This is a genomic window from Nocardioides panzhihuensis (genome assembly GCF_013408335.1).
In the GTDB taxonomy this organism is placed as follows: domain Bacteria; phylum Actinomycetota; class Actinomycetes; order Propionibacteriales; family Nocardioidaceae; genus Nocardioides; species Nocardioides panzhihuensis.
The window spans coordinates 2618377-2635952 of the sequence record NZ_JACBZR010000001.1; the positions used below are offsets into that span (position 1 = coordinate 2618377).

17 protein-coding genes are annotated in these 17576 nt (G+C 70.0%); 9 read left to right on the forward strand and 8 right to left on the reverse strand.

Annotated elements, in window-relative coordinates:
- The first annotated feature begins 32 nt into the window (after window positions 1–32).
- Entirely contained in the window at window positions 33–1187 is a 1155-nt protein-coding gene (gene galK / locus BJ988_RS12430; protein ID WP_179658277.1) for a galactokinase, read from the forward strand.
- A 2-nt stretch (window positions 1188–1189) separates the two neighbouring features.
- Here galK and BJ988_RS12435 read toward each other — a convergent pair whose 3' ends face one another.
- Window positions 1190–1795: a TetR/AcrR family transcriptional regulator gene (locus BJ988_RS12435; protein ID WP_179658278.1), complete on the reverse strand. Its 606-nt coding sequence runs from the start codon at window positions 1793–1795 to the stop codon at window positions 1190–1192.
- A gap of 94 nt (window positions 1796–1889) precedes the next feature.
- Here BJ988_RS12435 and BJ988_RS12440 point away from each other — a divergent pair, with 94 nt between their 5' ends.
- Window positions 1890–2936, forward strand: a complete 1047-nt coding sequence (locus tag BJ988_RS12440; protein ID WP_179658279.1) for an NAD(P)-dependent alcohol dehydrogenase — start codon at window positions 1890–1892, stop codon at window positions 2934–2936.
- Between the two features lie 7 nt (window positions 2937–2943).
- Here the strand turns inward: BJ988_RS12440 and BJ988_RS12445 are convergent, their stop codons facing one another.
- From BJ988_RS12445 to BJ988_RS12460, 4 genes are all read right to left on the reverse strand, one after another.
- Window positions 2944–3873: a patatin-like phospholipase family protein gene (locus BJ988_RS12445; RefSeq protein WP_179658280.1), complete on the reverse strand. Its 930-nt coding sequence runs from the start codon at window positions 3871–3873 to the stop codon at window positions 2944–2946.
- 73 nt (window positions 3874–3946) lie between these two features.
- On the reverse strand, window positions 3947–4486 hold the full coding sequence (locus BJ988_RS12450; protein ID WP_179658281.1) for a nucleosidase: 540 nt from the start codon (window positions 4484–4486) through the stop codon (window positions 3947–3949).
- Between the two features lie 19 nt (window positions 4487–4505).
- Window positions 4506–5720 (reverse strand): acyl-CoA dehydrogenase family protein, encoded by a 1215-nt coding sequence (locus BJ988_RS12455; protein ID WP_179658282.1) that lies wholly within the window; start codon window positions 5718–5720, stop codon window positions 4506–4508.
- Window positions 5720–7084, reverse strand: a complete 1365-nt coding sequence (locus BJ988_RS12460; RefSeq protein WP_179658283.1) for an acyl-CoA dehydrogenase family protein — start codon at window positions 7082–7084, stop codon at window positions 5720–5722. The genes BJ988_RS12455 and BJ988_RS12460 overlap by 1 nt, the downstream gene beginning before the upstream one ends.
- 95 nt (window positions 7085–7179) lie before the next feature.
- Between BJ988_RS12460 and def the strand changes: the two genes are divergently transcribed.
- Window positions 7180–7800, forward strand: coding sequence for a peptide deformylase (gene def, locus BJ988_RS12465; RefSeq protein ID WP_179658284.1), 621 nt, complete (start codon window positions 7180–7182; stop codon window positions 7798–7800).
- On the opposite strand, the gene lhgO is transcribed toward def, so the two are convergent.
- Window positions 7797–8990, reverse strand: coding sequence for an L-2-hydroxyglutarate oxidase (gene lhgO / locus BJ988_RS12470; protein ID WP_179658285.1), 1194 nt, complete (start codon window positions 8988–8990; stop codon window positions 7797–7799). The two genes, def and lhgO, sit on opposite strands and share 4 nt — an antisense overlap.
- A gap of 205 nt (window positions 8991–9195) precedes the next feature.
- Between lhgO and BJ988_RS12475 the strand changes: the two genes are divergently transcribed.
- The 4 genes from BJ988_RS12475 (at window position 9196) to BJ988_RS12490 (ending at window position 12808) form a co-directional block, all read left to right on the forward strand.
- Window positions 9196–10092 carry a patatin-like phospholipase family protein gene (locus BJ988_RS12475; RefSeq protein ID WP_179658286.1) on the forward strand — a complete coding sequence of 299 codons (897 nt, stop codon included), beginning with the start codon at window positions 9196–9198 and terminating at the stop codon, window positions 10090–10092.
- Between the two features lie 202 nt (window positions 10093–10294).
- Window positions 10295–11881, forward strand: coding sequence for an ABC-F family ATP-binding cassette domain-containing protein (locus tag BJ988_RS12480; RefSeq protein ID WP_179658287.1), 1587 nt, complete (start codon window positions 10295–10297; stop codon window positions 11879–11881).
- Between the two features lie 22 nt (window positions 11882–11903).
- The gene (locus BJ988_RS12485) at window positions 11904–12581 is read left to right on the forward strand and encodes a Pr6Pr family membrane protein (RefSeq protein ID WP_343051586.1); all 678 of its coding nucleotides are present in this window, start codon (window positions 11904–11906) and stop codon (window positions 12579–12581) included.
- Entirely contained in the window at window positions 12578–12808 is a 231-nt protein-coding gene (locus BJ988_RS12490; protein ID WP_179658288.1) for a hypothetical protein, read from the forward strand. The genes BJ988_RS12485 and BJ988_RS12490 overlap by 4 nt, the downstream gene beginning before the upstream one ends.
- 48 nt (window positions 12809–12856) lie before the next feature.
- On the opposite strand, the gene BJ988_RS31335 is transcribed toward BJ988_RS12490, so the two are convergent.
- Window positions 12857–13828 (reverse strand): GNAT family N-acetyltransferase, encoded by a 972-nt coding sequence (locus tag BJ988_RS31335; protein ID WP_179658289.1) that lies wholly within the window; start codon window positions 13826–13828, stop codon window positions 12857–12859.
- Between the two features lie 239 nt (window positions 13829–14067).
- On the opposite strand from BJ988_RS31335, the gene BJ988_RS12500 reads away from it, so the two are divergent.
- Window positions 14068–14988, forward strand: a complete 921-nt coding sequence (locus BJ988_RS12500) for a type IV toxin-antitoxin system AbiEi family antitoxin domain-containing protein (RefSeq protein ID WP_179658290.1) — start codon at window positions 14068–14070, stop codon at window positions 14986–14988.
- A 103-nt stretch (window positions 14989–15091) separates the two neighbouring features.
- Here BJ988_RS12500 and BJ988_RS12505 read toward each other — a convergent pair whose 3' ends face one another.
- Window positions 15092–16135: a LacI family DNA-binding transcriptional regulator gene (locus BJ988_RS12505; RefSeq protein ID WP_343051587.1), complete on the reverse strand. Its 1044-nt coding sequence runs from the start codon at window positions 16133–16135 to the stop codon at window positions 15092–15094.
- Window positions 16136–16290: 155 nt separating this feature from the next.
- Between BJ988_RS12505 and BJ988_RS12510 the strand changes: the two genes are divergently transcribed.
- Complete coding sequence (locus BJ988_RS12510) at window positions 16291–17559, forward strand: extracellular solute-binding protein (protein WP_179658291.1); 1269 nt, start codon at window positions 16291–16293, stop codon at window positions 17557–17559.
- The last annotated feature ends 17 nt before the right edge of the window (window positions 17560–17576 follow it).

A 17576-nucleotide genomic window follows, 5' to 3' on the forward strand; every position in this document is an offset into this window, starting at 1 on the left:
GTCTGTCGCGCTCACGCGGCAGACTTTGACGCATGCTCGAACCGACCGACCTCACCACCCGCGCGACCGAGGCGCTGCGTACGAACTTCGGCACCGAGGCCACGGTCGTCGGGAGGGCGCCGGGCCGGGTCAACCTGATCGGCGAGCACACCGACTACAACGCCGGGCTGGTGCTGCCGGTGGCGCTCCCCCACGCCACCTACGCCGCGGCCGCGCCGCGCACCGACGGCGTCATCCGGATCGCCTCGGCCCAGGAGCCCGAGGCGTTCACCGGCCACATCGACGACCTCGGACCGCAGATCGAAGGCTGGGCGGCGTACGTCGCGGGGGTGCTGTGGACGCTGCGAGAGGCCGGCCTTCTCACGAGCGGGCTGGACATGCACCTGGAGTCCTCGGTCCCGCTCGGTGCGGGCCTGTCGTCCTCGGCGTCGGTCGAGTGCGCCACCGCGGCGGCGGCGCTCGGCGTCGCCGGTCGGGTTCTGGACGAGGACCTGCAGCGGGCCGTCGTCGCTGCCGGGATCCGCGCCGAGACCGAGGTCGCGAACGCGCCGACGGGCGGGATGGACCAGTCGGTCGCGGTCTTCGCCCAGGCGGGCGGCGCCCTGCTGATCGACTTCGACTCCGGCGAGCACCGCAACGTCCCGCTCGCCCTCGGCGAGCGCACCATCCTGGTCACCGACACCCGGGTCAAGCACCAGCTGACCGACGGCGGCTACGCCTCCCGCCGCGCCCAGTGCGAGAAGGCCGCCGCCGACCTCGGCCTGAGCTCGCTGCGCGCGGCCACGCTGGACCGGGTCGAGTCGCTGGGCGACGACGTCGTCCGCCGCCGGGCCCGCCACATCGTCACCGAGATCGCCCGCGTCGAGCCGACCGTGACTGCGCTGGGAGCCGGTGACTGGGCCGCGATCGGTGAGCTCTTCGCCGCCTCGCACGCCTCCATGCGCGACGACTTCGAGATCTCCGTCCCCGAGCTCGACCTGGCCGTGGCGACCGCGGTCGAAGCCGGTGCCGACGGCGCCCGGATGACCGGCGGCGGCTTCGGCGGATCGATCGTCTCGATCCTTCCCGCCTCGGCTGTGGAGTCGGTCAGCAGGGCCATCGACAAGGCCTTCGCCGAGGCCGGCTATGGCGCCCCGGGACACCTGATCGCCGATCCGTCCGCCGGCGCGAGCTACGCCACCGTCTGATCTCAGCCCGGCGCCGCCACCCGGGCGACCGACTCCCGCAGGAGCGTACGCCGGCGCTCATGCACCTCGTCCGGCTCGTCGGCGGTGGCGGCGTAGACGTTGCTCACCGGCGACCAGGTCATCGACATGCCGATGACCAGCGCCTTCAGGTCGTAGGCGTCGGCAGCCCGAACCCGGCCGGCGGCCTGGGCCTCCTTGATCGCCCGCACCTTCACGTCCTCGAGCGGCTCCGCCTCCTCGGCCAGTGTGCCGGCGGGGCGGCGCTCGAGGCGTACCCAGGTCGCGAGACGGATCAGCTCGGGGTTGGCGAGGTAGTCGTCGTAGAGCCGGACCGCCCAGTCGGCGAGGTCGCCGTCCCGGATCGGCACCATCTCGGTGATCCGCTCCAGTGAGTCGACGAAGATCGCGTCGAAGAGGCCGTCCTTGTCCTTGAAGTAGGCGTAGAGCTGGGCCTTGTTGGTGCGGGCCGCGGCGACGATCCGGTCGATCCGGGCCCCGGCGAGACCGTACTGCGCGAACTCCGTGGTCGCAGCCTCGATGATCCGCGCACGGGTGGCGATCCCCCGCGCCGTCGACGGTCCCGCTGCTCTCGTCGTCGCGTCGCTCATGGGTCGATCATGCCAGACCAACCGTTCTGTTTGTGACTTCGGCCGATCTCGCCTACGCTAAAACAAACCAACTAGTCTGTTTATAGGAGCCCACATGAGGACGACCCTCGCCTGGCACGCCGACGGCCCCGCCACCCCGCTGCGCCGCGCCCCGATCCAGCGTCGTGACCTGCGCTCCGACGACGTCGCCGTGCGCGTCGACTTCTGCGGCGTGTGCCACTCCGACCTGCACGCGATCCACGCGCACGGCGGAGCCGGGCAACCTCCGCTCGTGCCCGGACACGAGTTCACCGGCACGGTCACCGAGGTCGGCCCGACCGTGACCGCATACGCCGTCGGCGACCCGGTCGCGGTCGGCAACATCGTCGACTCCTGCGGCATCTGCGCGATGTGCCTGGCCGGCCAGGAGAACTTCTGCCACGACTTCCCTACGCTCACCTACGACGGCACCGACCGCCACGGCGGCAGCCGCACCCTCGGCGGCTACGCCCGCGAGTACGTCCTGCGCGACCGCTTCGTGCACGCGCTCCCCCAGGGCCTCGACCCGGCCGCGGCCGCACCGCTGCTCTGCGCCGGCATCACGGTCTGGGAGCCGCTGCGGGCCCTCGGCGTCGGACCTTCGACCCGAGTCGCCGTCGCAGGACTCGGCGGTCTCGGCCACCTGGCCGTCAAGCTCGCCGTCGCGCTCGGCGCCGACACGACCGTGATCAGCCGTACGCCCGACAAGGCCGCCGGCGCGGAGAAGCTCGGCGCCCATCGCTTACTGGTCTCGACCGACGAGGAGGCAATGGCAGCCGCGCGCGACAGCTTCGACGTCGTCCTCGACACGATCTCCGCACCGCACGACCTCGCGCCCTACCTCCGCACGGTCGCCATGGACGGAACGCTGTGCCAGCTCGGCCATCTCGGCACCGTCGATGTCGCCATGACCGACCTGCTCATCGGCCGCAAGCGGCTCACCTCGGCGGGCAGCGGCGGCCTGCCCGCCACCGCCGAGCTGCTTGCCTTCGCCGCGAAACACGGCATCGTCGCGGAGGTGGAGGTCCTCCCCTCCAGCCGCGTCGACGAGGCTCTCGAACGGCTCGGCAGGGGCGACGTGAGCTATCGGTTCGTGCTCGACCTGTCCGACCTCGACGACTGACGGCGGCTCAGGCCAGGCCTACCTCGGCCAGCATCCGGGTCGCGGTGGCGGCCGCAGCGTCGCGCGCCGCGCGGAGCAGATCGACGTCGGTCTCGGTGCGGCCGGGAATCGGGTCGGCCGCGTCCGGGGCGAACGTCAGCGTGTGTACGCCGGCAAGGCTTCCGGCCCTCATCTCCGCGACCGCGCTGCGGTAGCGGTCCGGGCGGCTCCGGTAGAGGTCGCCGAGGTCTGGGTTGAGCCGGCGCAGGTAACGCTCGATCACCCGGTCGGCGCGCCCGTAGAGCGGCGCGGCCCCGAACGGCCGGGTCGCCAGCACGATCGCGTGCGTCGCCCCGAGCGCGGCCGCGGAGGCGACCGGCACCGGTTCGACCAGCCCGCCGTCGAGCCAGCGGCGGCCGCGTACGGTGACCGGGAGCCCGCCTGCGAGGGGCAGCTGGCTGGAGGCGATCACCGAGTCGGCCAGGTCGGTGGGACCGGTGAAGTCGGTGAGCGGGACGGACTTCGCCGTCACCACGTCGGTGGCGACCGCCGCCAGCCGGGGCGCGCCCTCCCGCAGCGCCAGCGACCACTCGAACAGCTCCGCCGATCGGGCGGTGATCCCTCGGGTGTCCACCATCGACCTGCGGCGCAGCATCCGCCCCGCGCCGATGTACTCGGGTGAGGCGAACACCGAGGCGTACGACTCGCTGAAGGCACCGATCGTGCCGGCGGCCACCGCGGTCGCGTTCGCCGCACCGGCGGAGGTGCCGACCACCAGGTCGACCGCATCCAGCAGGCCCCGGTCGGCGAGCACCGCGGCCATCGTCGCCGACAGCATCCCCCGCATCCCGCCGCCCTCGATCACGAGGGCCAGGGTCGCCTCGTCGCCAACGTTTCGACCGTCCCCGCTGAGGCGGGACCGGAGCAGCTCGGCTGCTCCCGATTGCAATGCGTCCACATCTGGATTGTGATGCTACTGATGAGTAGGCGTTGCATCGGGTCGTTGCGACGCGCCCGGACAGGGGCGCACGTCACATCAGGTTCGCGGCGAGCCACTGCCCCAGGTCGCGAGCGGAGCCGTCGACGACGTCGGCCCACTCGAGGGCGGTCTCGTCCGCATTGTCGGAGACATGCTTGACGATGCGTACCGGCACGCCGGCCTCGCGGGCCGCCCAGGCGATCGCGAACGCCTCCATGTCCACCAGGTGAGCTCGCTCGGCGAGCTCGGCTCGTACGACCGTGTCGGTGACGAAGAGGTCGCCGGTGGCGCAGACGATGTCGGAGTCGCCGACCTGCAGGGAGTCCACCACGTCGTAGCCGAGGGCCCGGATGGCGGCGGCCGAGAAGTCGTGATTGATGACCGTGCCGACCTCGAAGACGCCGGTGTGCCCGTCGCGTAGCGCGCCGCAAGAGCCGATGTTGACGACCTGCTGGATGCTTCGGCCTGCTGCCAGCGCACGCGAGACGGCCGAGGCGGCCGCCACCTTCCCGATCCCGGTGATCAACACCTCGAGCCCGGAAGGGACGTGGACCGCCTCGGCCTTCGTCGCTGACACCACAAGAGTCCTCATGGCCGCCGAGCCTATGGGGTCACTTCAGCTCCGCGGAGGAGAGGCCGAGGACCCGACGCGCCACGATCAGCTGCTGGATCTGCTGGGTGCCCTCGAAGATGTCGAGGATCTTCGAGTCGCGTGCCCACTTCTCCAGCAGTTCACCCTCGGAGTAGCCGATGGTGCCGGCCAGCTCGACGCAGGACAGGGTCACGTCCGAGCCCATCCGGCCGGCCTTGGCCTTGGCCATCGATGCTTCCTTGGAGTTCGGCTGGCGGTTGTCGGCCATCCAGGCGGCCTGGAGCATGAGGAGGTACGCACCCTCGTAGTCCGACTCCATCTGGATGAACTTGGCCGCGGCCGCCGACTGCAGGTGAGCCGGTCGGTCGTAGTCGATCTCGACGCCTGCCTTCTCGAGCAGGTCGCGGGTGTAGTCGAGCGCGGCCCGGGCGCAGCCGACGGCCATCGAGGCCACCAGCGGCCGGGTGTTGTCGAAGGTGGCCATCGCGCCGGCGAAGCCCTCCTTGACGTTGACCTCAGGGCTCCCGAGAAGGTTCTCGGCCGGCACCCGGCAGTCGGTGAAGGTGATGGTGGCGGTGTCGGACGCCTTGATCCCGAGCTTGTGCTCGAGACGCTCGACCTTCATCCCCGGCGTGCCCTTCTCGACCACGAACGACTTGATCGCCGCCTTGCCGAGCTCCTTGTCGAGGGTCGCCCACACCACGACCGCGTCGGCGCGATCACCGGAGGTGACGAAGATCTTCTCGCCGTTGAGCACATAGTGGTCGCCGTCGAGCGTGGCGGTGGTCTTGATGTTGGCCGAGTCCGAGCCGGTGCCCGGCTCGGTGATCGCCATCGCAGCCCATACGCCGTCGAAGCGCTCGTGCTGCTCGTCGTTGGCGACGCTCGCGATGGCGGAGTTGCCGAGGCCCTGGCGGGGCATGGCCAGCGTGAGCCCGACATCACCCCAGCACATCTCGTTGACGGAGAGGACCGAGGACATGTTGGCGCCGTTCCTGACCGAGCCGTCGTCGGGCTTCGAGTCACGGCGTACGCCGGTGGCGCCCGCGCCCTCGCCCTGCCCGGACTCGGAGAGCCCGTCGGCCATGGCGGCGAGCATGTCGAGCTCGGTGGGGTATTCGTGCTCGGCCTTGTCGTACTTGCGCGAGATCGGTCGCAGCATGTTCATCGCGACCTGGTGGACCTGCTCGCGCAGCGGCTTGAGCTTCTTGGGGTCTTCCAGATTGATGGCCATCAGACCAGCACCGTGCCTTCCATGATTCCGACGGCACGCAGGTCGCGGTACCACCGCTCGACCGGGTGCTCCTTGACGAAGCCGTGGCCACCGAGCAGCTGGACGCCGTCGAGGCCGATCTGCATGCCCTTGTCGGCGCACAGCTTGCGAGCCAGCGCGATCTCGCGGGTCGCGTCGATCCCCTGGGCAACGCGGGACGCGGCCTTATAGGTGACCAGGCGCATCGCCTGCAGCTCGATGGCGATGTTGGCGACCATGAACGCCACCGACTGACGGTGGGCGATCGGCTCGCCGAAGGCCTCGCGGGTCTTGACGTAGGGCGTCACGTAGTCGAGGACGGCCTGCCCGACCCCGATGGACAGCGCGCACCAGGCGAGGCGCGAGAGCCGCACGGCCTCGGTGTAGGTCGAACCGTCGGTCTCACCGAGGACCGCGTCGGCGGGGACCTTCACGTCGGTCAGGGTCAGCTTGGTGAGCGAGGCGGCCCGCACACCCATCGCCGGCTCGGACTCGATGGTCAGCCCCTCGGTCGAGGACTCGACCAGGAACAGGGTCGGCTTGCCGCCGAGTGAAGCGCCCACGACGAAGAGCTCGGCCTCGGCACCGCGGGCGACCAGCGACTTGGCGCCGTTGATCGTGTAGCCGTCGGCGGTCTTGGTCGCGGTGGTCGCCGGGGTGAGCACGTCGAAGAGGATCTTGTCCTCGTTGAGCGCGAACGCCGCAGCCGGAACGTTGCCCTCCGTGAACGCCGGGAGGTAGGTCTGCTGCTGCGCGTCGGTGCCCCACAGGCCGAGCGCGGTCGCGACCGAGCCGGGCGCGAGCGCGGCGACCGCCAGGCCGAGGTCACCCTTGGCGAGCGCCTCGGCGACCAGGGTGCCGGCGACCGCGGAACGGGTCTCGGAGATGCCGCCGAGCTCTTCGGGGACGCCCAGGATCGGCAGCCCGATCTCGAGGCTCGACTTGAGCAGGTCGTCGGGTGCGGCGCAGGCCTCGTCGGCCTCGGCCGCTGCGGGCCGGACGACCTCCGCGGCGAACTCGGTGACGACGTCGACGAGCATCTGCTCGTCCTCGGTCGGGGTCAGGTCGAAGATGCCCTTGGGGATGGCGTTGGGTACACGGACGCCCGGGGCGCCCGGCTTGCCCTTCTTCTTGAACGCACGACTGGTCGCCGCCATCGTCTTGAACCCGCTGCGGGTCACCGTGAAGACGGCCTGCTCGGTCTGCTTGCGGACACCGAGCCGGTCGAGCACAGGACTCTGCGAGAGCTTGCGCAGACCGGCCACGGCGAATCCGATCGGATCACGCGACTCGCCGGACGGGACGCCGTGCGCGACCCCGCCACGTAGGCCTTGGAGGATACTCATGAGTAGAACTGTAACTGGGAGTTACAACGTGGTCTACACCTCGGCCGGGTGATGGCGGTAACAAACTGCGTACGAGTGCTTTATAGAGTTGGGACATGGCCGACTCCTCCCTCGAATCCGCTCCTCACGAAGGCACAGCCCCGCTCGCGCCCCACGGCCCCCTGCCCGAAGGCGGGACCGTGCGGCCGATGACTCGCTGGGGCACCCCGGTGATGCACCGGGCCAAGAAGCAGGTCGAGGTCTTCGACGGCGCGCTGGCCGCGCTGGCGGCCGACATGGTCGCCACGATGTACGCCGCCGAGGGCGTGGGGCTGGCCGCCGACCAGATCGGCGAGGACGTCGCGATCTTCGTCTTCGACTGCCCCGACGCCTCCGGCCAGCGCACCGTCGGCGTCGTCTGCAACCCGGTCCTGACCCTGCCGGAGGGCGATGACCGCCACCTGGACGTGGATCTGGAGGGCTGCCTCTCCTTCCCGGGCGCGTTCGTCGATTGCGGCCGCCCGGACTGGGCCGCCGTGGACGGCCTCGGGCTCGACGGCCAGCCGGTCCATTTCGAAGGCGACGGGCTGCTGGCCAGGTGCCTGCAGCACGAGACCGACCACACCAACGGCACCGTCTTCGGCGACCGTATCTCCGCCAAGGCGCGCAAGAAGCTCACCAAGGAGCACGACCGGCTCGCCAAGGAGTTCCCGCCTGAGTGGCCCGCGGAGGTCTAGCCGAAGGCACGGTCCGCGACGTACTCGGCGATCGCGAGGCTGGAGGTCGCGGCCGGGCTCGGCGCGTTGCGAACCGAGGTGACGCCGTCGCGGTGGTGGATGACGAAGTCGTCGACCAGCGAACCGTCGCGCTCGATCGCCTGGGCGCGCAGGCCCAGGCCGGCCCTGACGACGTCGTCGGCCCCGATCGCGGGCACGTAGCGCTGGGCGCCTCGCATGTAGGCGCGCTTGGAGAGTACGCCGCGGAGCTCGGTCAGACCGGTGCGCCAGTGCTCGGCGCCGAACCGCCAGAAGCCTGGCCAGGTCAGCGTGTCGGCAAGGTCGCGCGGCGTCACGGAGGTGCGCCCGTAGCGCTGCCGGCTCAGCGCCAGGAACGCGTTGGGGCCGACCTCGAGACCGCCGCCCACCCGACGGGTGAAATGCACGCCGAGGAAGGGATAGCGCGGGTCGGGGACCGGATAGACCATGCCCCTGACGAGGTCCTGCTTCTCGACGCTGACCTGCATGTACTCGCCGCGGAACGGAATGATCCTGGGCGCTTCGGGGCCGCCGGCGAGCTCACCGAGCCGGTCGGACTCCAGGCCTCCGCAGACGACCAGGTGGTCGACCTGGGTCCGCCCGGAGGTCGTCTCGACGTCGATCCCGCCGGTCGTGCGCTGGATGCCGGTGACCTCCTCGCCGAGGCGTACCTCTCCCCCGGCTTCGGTGATCGTCCGGCCGAGCGTCTCGGCCACCGCGACGTAGTCGATGATGGCGGTCCTCGGTGAGTGCAAGGCGGCCAGCCCCACCGCGTACGGCTCGATCTCCTCGATCTCCTCGCGGCCGACTCGCCTCAGGCCGGGGACGGCGTTGTCGTTGGCCGTCTTCTCCAACGCGTCGAAGCGCCCCATCTCGGCCTCGCCGACCGCGACGACGAGCTTGCCGCACTCCTCGAACGGGATCCGGTGCTCGGCGGCGAACTCCTTCAGCAGGTCACGCCCGCGCGCGCAGAGCCGGGCCTTGAGGCTGCCGGGTTTGTAGTAGATCCCCGCGTGGACGACGCCGGAGTTGTGCCCCGTCTGATGGGCGCCGAGCCTGCTCTCCTTCTCGAACACCACGACGGTGTCCTCAGGTCGACGCCGCAGGATCTCGCGGGCCACCGCCAGTCCGACGATCCCGCCACCGACCACGCCGACGCGGCTGGATGTCATGGTGCGCTCCTGGATGCTCGCGGACGTGCTGCATGCGACACGTTAGACGCTCGACCCGTGCTAGCGTCGCGGCGATCGTGATCTTTCGACAGGAGGTGAGTCCCGTGCACACAGCGTCCACAGCGGGTGCTCCCCTGCAGTCCACGGTCCGGCGACTGCGCTGATCGCCGACGGGAGCGCCGACTCGAACCCGAAAGGCACTCCCATGAACGCTACACCTGACTCACGACCCTCACGCGCGCTCGTCCTCGGCGGTGGCGGATCGGCCGGCAACGCCTGGTTGATCGGCGTGATCGCCGGACTGAACGACGGCGGACTGGATGTGACCGAGGCCGATCTGGTCATCGGCACCTCGGCCGGAGCGACGGCCGCAGCGCAGATCGCCGGCGCGAGCCCCACCGACCTGCTCACCGCCATCCTCGACGCGGCACCACCCAGCCGGAGCGAGCCGGCACGCCCCGATGGCCGGGCGGCCGTGTGGATGAACCATCTGGAGCGGACCAACACCATCATCGCCGACTCCTCAGACCTTGCCGACATGCGCCGGCGGGCCGGTGCGTACGCGCTCGAGCTGGCCGAGGCCGCGGGCGATGAGGGCAACGCCCGGTGGCGCGACACGGTTCGCGCCCGCCTCTCCGGCGTGCGCTGGCCGGACCGGGGCACGCTCCTCACCGCGGTCGATGCGGACACTGGCGAGCCGGTGGGGTTCGACCGGGACAGCGGCGTCGACCTGGTCGACGCGGTCGCTGCCAGCTGCGCCGGCGGCCCGGCGTACCGGATCGGCGAGAGGCACTACATCGACGGCGGCTACCGGCGCTCCAGCGAGAACGCCGACCTGGCGGGCGGGTACGAACGGGTGCTCGTGCTCTCGCCCTTGGGCGGCAGGACCCGGCATCCCGCGGCATGGCGGAGCGATCTCGCCACCCAGGTCGACGAGCTCCGCTCGGGCGACAGCACGGTCGAGACGGTCCTTCCGGACACCGACTCGCTCGCGGCGTTCGGCGACAACATGATGAATCTGGCGACCCGCGCACCAGCCGCGAGAGCGGGCCACGACCAGGGCAGGCGCCTCGCCGGGCGGCTCGTCGACCTCTGGAGCTGATGCCCGAACCGGGTGGTCGCGGCGGGACGGATAAACCCGTTGCGGCCACCCCGAGGCGTACAGGAGACTGTTCACGCACCATCACCCACCGATAGGAACTCATCGTGCTGATCCGCGAGCCCCTCACCGCCCTCGTGCGCTGACGTCGTCGATCGCCTCTCGGCTCCGATGTCAGCGTCCCGCTGACACATCCAGGAGCTCGATGAGTACGCAGAACCCGGCCGTCGTCGTCGACGGCCTCACCCTTCTCTGGCCCGACGGCGCCACTGCGCTGGACGGCCTCGACGCGGCCTTCAACCCCGGACGCACCGGCCTGGTCGGCACCAACGGCGCGGGCAAGTCGACCCTGCTCAAGGTCGTCGCAGGTGAGCTGAAGCCCACCGCGGGCTCGGTCTCGGCCAGGGGCCAGGTCCGCTACCTGCCCCAGCAGATCACCCTGCACACCTATGCCACGGTGGCCGACCTGCTCGGCGTACGTCATCGCCTGGACGCACTGCGGGCGATCGAGTCCGGGGATCCCGATCCGCGTCACTTCGACGCGCTCGCCGACGACTGGGGCGTCGAGGAGCGGGCTCGGGCAGCGCTGGCGTCCAACGGCCTTCCCGACCTCGATCTCGACCGCCGGGTCGCGACATTGTCCGGGGGCGAGACCGTCGCGACGGCGCTGGGCGGGATCAGCCTCTCGGGGGCCGAGATCGCGCTGCTCGACGAGCCGACCAACAACCTCGACCGCGAAGCGCGGCACCGGTTCTACGACATGGTCGCGAGCTGGCGGGGCACGCTGGTGGTGGCCAGCCACGACCTGGAGCTGCTCGACCTGATGGACGAGACCGCTGAGCTGCGCGAGGGGTCGCTGACGGTCTACGGCGGTCCCTACTCCGCGTTCCGCGCGCACGTCGAGCGCGAGCAGGCCGCGGCGGAGCAGGCGCTGACGACGGCGGAGCAGAAGCTGCGTACGGAGAAGCGACAGCGGGTCGAGGCGCAGACGAAGCTCGCCCGGCGGCAGCGCTATGCCCGCACCGACTATGAGAACAAGCGCCGTCCGAAGACCATCATGAAGGCGCGAGCCCGCGAGGCCGAGGTCTCGGCCGGCAAGCTCCGGGGCGAGCTCGACGGAAAGGTCGACCGGGCGCGCGAGCTCCGCGACCGGACGGCCGAGCGCCTACGCCGCGATCCTCAGGTCAAGATCGAGCTGCCCTCTCCCGGGTTGCCCGCGGGTCGACGGGTGGCCGAGCTGCACGACGCCGGCGGACGCACCATCGTCGTCCAGGGCCCCGAGCGGCTCGCGATCACCGGGCGCAACGGCGTCGGCAAGACCAGGCTCGTCGAGACCCTGATCCGTCCACGTGCGGTCACCCAGGAGCCCTACGCGACCGCGCTCACCGACCGGATCGGCTACCTGCCCCAACGACTGGACCACCTCGACGACGACCTCACGATCCTCGAGACCGTACGCCGCGCCCAGCCCGAAGCGGAGCCGGAGGAGGTCCGCGCGACGCTGGCCGGGTTCGGTTTCCGAGGCGACGTCGTGCGGCGGAGAGTCGGTGACGTCTCCGGCGGCGAGCGTTTCCGAGTCGCGCTGGTCACCGTGCTCCTGGCCGATCCGCCCAACCAGCTGCTCCTGCTCGACGAGCCGACCAACAATCTCGACATCACCACCGTCGAGCAGGTCGTCGCCGCACTCGAGGCCTACCGCGGCGCGCTCATCGTGGTCAGCCATGACGACGCCTTCCTCGCCCGTCTGGGCATCGACACGTACGTCCACGTCGAGAACGGCCGGTTCAGCTGACCTCGGCGACTACGGTGGGTCCGTGACAAGGACGTGGTCGATCCTGCGGCTCGTCATGGCCGCGCTGATCCTCGCGGCGGTGGCCGCCGAGCTCCGCGGGGCGTTGAGCATCACGCCCGCCGAGGGCTCCAGCACGGCGACGGTGGTGGTGAACTTCTTCAGCTACTTCACCATCGAGTCGAACCTCGCCGCCGTGGCGGCCCTGGTCGCCGGCGGGATCTGGGCTCTGGCCCGAGGCCGCGAGGAGCCGCGTTGGATCGCGGTGCTGGCGGCAGCAGCGACGACGTTCATGGCCATCACCGGCCTGGTCTACAACCTGCTGCTACGCGGCCTCGTGCCCTCCGCGGTGCCGTGGGCCAACGAGGTCCTGCACCTGATCGGCCCGCTGTTCCTGCTCGTCGACCTCTTCATCGCTCCCCCGCGGCGCCGCCTGCCCTGGCCGACCATCGGGACCATCATCGCGTTCCCGATCCTGTGGGCCGCCTACACCCTGATCCGTGGCGAATACGTCGTCAGCCCCCTGACCGGCGACCCGTGGTGGTATCCCTACCCGTTCCTCAACCACCACCTGCAGGGCGGCTACGGAGTCGTGATCGCGTACGTCGTCGGCATCGCCGCCGCGTTCACCCTCGTTGCCTGGGGTGTCGTCGCCGTCGGCCGCCGCCGGCGACCCGCCGAGATCGCAGGAGCCGTGTCATGAGCGCCGAGCAGCCCATCGAGCGCGTGGTCGACGGCGAGACCTTCCGCATCAGCCAAGACCCGGACCTCCCCGGCCAATACCACTTCGACTGGCTCTCCGGCCCCAACCCGGACTACGGGTTCAGCAGCCGCGCGAGCGGAGGTGGCCAGCAGTCCGAGGCCGAGCTGGACGAGGGAATCCGGGCGTTCCTGGCGCGGGTGGATCCGGAGACCGGCTACATCGAGTGAGGCCAGGTCGAAGCTCGGGCGTCAGGTCGTCCCCGGTCAGGGATGGCCTCAGCCCTGCCGGACCATCCACCGCTCAGGCGCAGGCAACGGCTCCCAGCCGTACTTCGCATACAGCTCATGAGCGTCCTCGGTGGCAAGCAGGGTGCGACCGATGCGGTAGGGCTCGAGGTCGGCGACGATGCCCGACATCAACAGCTTCCCGACCCCTCGGCCGCGGACGCCGGGATCGACGATCACGTCGCACAGCCATGCGAAGGCCGCGAAGTCGCTGACCACGCGACCGAAGGCGACCTGGTTTCCCGCCGCGTCGTAGACGCCGTAGCAGCGCGAGGCCTTGTTGGCCGCGTCCTGGACCTCCCGGGTCCGATCGCTCGCCCAGTAGGACTGCGCGAGCATCCGGTGGACCCAGTCGGGGTCGATTCGACCCTGCTCGGCCGAGAAGGAGTACGCCGCGGGCGTCTCGGTCGCCGTCGGCTCCGCGCTCAGCAGGCCGAGCAGATCGTCCGGCTCCGGCGCGGGCCGAGCGACCTGCGGGGCGACGGCAGGCGCCTCGACGGCTCCCGCGAACCCTGGACCGGGGTTCGGCGTACGCCCGTCCTGGTAGGCCAGCGCGGCACCGTTGGCGAGCTTGTCGGCCGCCTCGTTGAGCGGATGCCCGGAGTGCCCCTTGACCCACTCGAACCGGACGCTGCGGCCCTGCATCGCAGCGTCGAGGTCCTTCATGATCTCGACGTTGAGGACGGGCTTGCCGTCGGCCTTCTTCCAGCCTTTGCGCTTCCAGCCGGCCATCCACTTGGTGACCGAGTTGATGACGTACTTGGAGTCGCAGTAGACCAGCAGCGGCTCGCCGGTGTGAGCCGTCTGCCGCAGCAGGTCGAGGACCGCGGTCAGCTCGCCCTGGTTGTTCGTCCCGTGCGGCCATCCGCCGCACGCCCAGGTGGACTCGTCCACATACCAACCCCACCCCGCGGGGCCCGGGTTCCCGAGCGCCGACCCATCAGCAGCAGCCACAATCGTCACGCGCCCATCCTGCCAGCCGCCCACCCCCACTCCCCGAGCGGTCACTTCCTGACGCCGAAACGTCAGTTTCTGACGCCGAAGAGTCAGTTCTAGACCGCGAGAGGTCGATCCTCGAACTCGAGTGGCACATCTGGCCGGGCCGGCCCGTTTGCTGTCCACAAGAGCCGCTCGAGATGCAGTTATCCCCAGGCACAGGTTTCACGATCGAGACTGTCGGCCCTCGCCTCGAGGCTGGCGTCATGACCGTCCTCACGATTCCTCCCGGACCTTTCAACCTCGCCGACGCCGCTGAGCTCGGCCTCAGCGCAGACGACGTCTACCGACTGATCGACGACGGCCTCGTGCGCCGGATCGTGCGAGGCGCATTCGTCCCCGCGAGCACACCTGACACCCCGCAGACGCGGGCAGCCGCGGTCGCCCGCGTCGTCACGGCCCATCACGTCGTGATCGACCGCACCGCCGCCATCATCCACGGGGTCAACGCCCTCACCTACGCCGAGCTCGATCTCGACGTGGACCTGGAGACGTGTGCACTGCGCGGGCACACCCGCTCGAGACGTACGGGACTCGAAGGTCACACCAGGGACCTGACCCCGACCGACATCATGAGAGTAGGCAGGGTCACGGTGACCACCCCCGTCCGCACGGCCTGTGATCTCGGATGCAACCTTCATCGCCGGGATGCATTCGCAGCAATGTGCGCGCTGGCCCGGGAGCACGGCCTGGTGGCGGCCGACCTCGCGCAGATGCTGCCGCGTTACCGAGGTCGTCGAGGCGTCCGACAGCTCAAGGAGCTTGCGCCGCTCGTCGATCCACGGATCGAGTCTGCCCGGGAGGCGTGGACGTTCCTCGCGATCCGCGACGCGGGGTTGCCGCTGCCTGAGCCACAGCTCTGGATCGAGATCGACGAGATGCCAACCTACCGGCTCGACTTCGCATACGAACACGCTCGTGTGTGCGTCGAGTACGACGGTGTCGACGCACACGACCTCACGGCCGACCAACGCAGGCACGACATGGAGCGGCGTCAATGGTTGCGCGACCACGGATGGACAGTGATCGTCGTACGCCGCGGCGACTTCACTGCCGACAGGCTCGACGCCTGGCTGCGCGAGGTCCGCACCGCGCTCAAACCGGCGATGACCAATCGCCGCTGGTGATTCGCTGCTCAGACGCCGGCAGGTCGGTACCGACCGCCGAGAACCGACCCTTCGCCGTCAGAAACTGACCTCTCGGCGCCAGATTCTGACCTCTCGGCGGAGGTCAGGGGGTTACGCGGGGGCCGGACGCAGTGGAGCCTCTGACCACCAGCTCGGGGTGGAAGACGAACTCCGAGTGAGGGGCGCCGGTGCCGGCGATCTCGTCGAGGATGGCGCGGACGGCGGCTTGGCCCATCGCATGGACGGGCTTGCGGACGGTGGTCAGCGGCGGGTCGGTGAAGGCGATGAGCTGGGAGTCGTCGTAGCCGACGACGGAGACGTCCTCGGGGACCCGCAGGCCGCACGAGCGGGCGGCTCGGATCGCGCCCAGCGCCATCATGTCGCTGGCGCAGACGATCGCGGTGAAGCCGTCGTCGAGGAGCTCGGAGGCCGCGGCCTGGCCGCCTTCGAGGGTGAACAGCGAGTGCCGGATGTAGCCCTTCTCGACCTCCTCGGCGCTCAGGCCGAAGCGGTCGGCCATGGTCGCCACGAAGCCCTCGATCTTGCGCTGGACCGGCACGAAGCGGCCGGGGCCGACCGCCAGGCCGATCTTGGTGTGCCCGAGCGTGGCCAGATGCGTGACCGCGAGCTGCATCGCCTCGCGATCGTCGGGAGAGATGAACGGCGCCTTGATGTCGGGGGTGTATCCGTCGAGAAGGACGTATGGGACCCCCTGGGCGCGCAGCTTGTCGTAGCGCGTCATGTCGGCGGTGGTGTCCGCGTGCAGACCGGAGACGAAGATGATCCCGGTGACACCGCGGTCGACGAGCATCTCGGTGAGCTCGTCCTCGGTCGAGCCGCCGGGGGTCTGCGTCGCGAGCACCGGGGTGTAGCCCTGCCGGGTCAGCCCCTGGGCGATGACCTGCGCGAGCGCCGGGAAGATCGGGTTGTCGAGCTCGGGCGTGATCAGCCCGACGAGGCCCTCGCTGCGCTGACGCAGCTTGACGGGACGCTCGTACCCGTGGACGTCGATCGCCGCCAGCACCGCCTCGCGCGTCGCCGCGGCGACGCCTGGCTTGCCGTTGAGCACGCGGCTGACCGTGGCCTCGCTCACGCCCGCATGGGCCGCGATATCGGCAAGACGGGCGGAGGCTGGTGTTATGGGCACGGTCACATCATGCCCTCTACCCACACGTCCTGCAAGAAGTTGCAGCAAGTTTGCAACTTTTGCTGAAAGCCTCTTACATTTCTCCCCGACGCGGGGTTACCTTCGTCACACCCCGGGCGGCTTCCTCGCCTGGCCCCATCTTCGAAGGAGAACTCATGCGACGTGGCATCGTGGCCACCGCAGTGGCGGCATCGCTCGCCCTGGCGGCATCGGCATGTGGCGGTAGCAGCGGCGACAGCAGCGACGGTCCGGTCACCATCACCTGGTGGGACACCTCGAACGCGACCAACGAGGGCCCGACGTACCAGGCTCTCGTCAAGGAGTTCGAGAAGGCCAACAAGGACATCAAGGTCAAGTATGTCAACGTGCCGTTCGACCAGGCGCAGAACAAGTTCGACACCGCGGCCGGCGCCAGCGGCGCGCCCGACGTCCTGCGTGCCGAGGTCGGGTGGACCCCGGCGTTCGCGCAGAAGGGCTTCCTCGCTCCCCTCGACGACACCGAGGCGCTGGAGGAGAAGGACGCCTTCCAGCCCAACCTGATCAAGCAGGCCGAGTTCGACGGCAAGACCTACGGCGTCCCGTTCGTCACCGACACCCTCGCGCTGGTCTACAACAAGGCGCTCTTCGAGAAGGCCGGCATCACCGAGGCTCCCAAGACCTGGGACGACCTCAAGTCCGCCGCCGCCACGATCAAGTCCAAGACCGGTGTCGACGGCTACTGGGGCTCCACCTCCGCCTACTACGCGCAGCCGTTCCTCTACGGCGAGGGCACCGACACGGTCGACGCCGAGGCCAAGAAGATCACCATCTCCTCGCCGGAGGCCAAGAAGGGCCTGACCACCTGGCAGGGCCTCTTCGACGGCGAGGGCCTGCACAAGGCGGACACCACCGCCGACGCGTACGCCCACATCCAGGACGCCTTCGTCAACGGCAAGGTCGCCGCGATCATCCAGGGGCCCTGGGAGATCACGAACTTCTACAAGGGCTCGGCGTTCGCCGACAAGAACAACCTCGGCATCGCGACCGTCCCGGCCGGCTCGACCGGTGAGGCCGGCGCCCCGACCGGCGGTCACAACCTGTCGATCTACGCCGGTTCCGACGAGGCCCACCAGGAGGCCTCGGCGAAGTTCGTGAAGTTCATGACCTCGGCCGAGACCCAGGCCCAGATCGCGCTGAAGAACTCCACGCTCCCGACCCGCGACGACGCCTACACCGACGAGGTCAAGGCCGACCCGGGCATCGCGGGCTTCCAGACCGTGCTTCCCGCCGCCCAGCCGCGACCGGAGCTGCCCGAGTACTCCTCTCTGTGGGGTCCGATGGACCAGGAGCTCCCGAAGGTCGCCTCCGGCGCCGAGACCCTCGACAAGGGTCTGACCACGCTGGACACGGCGTTCGCCGACCTGCTGCCCGCGTTCTCGAAGTGAACCAGTTCGAGTGAGCC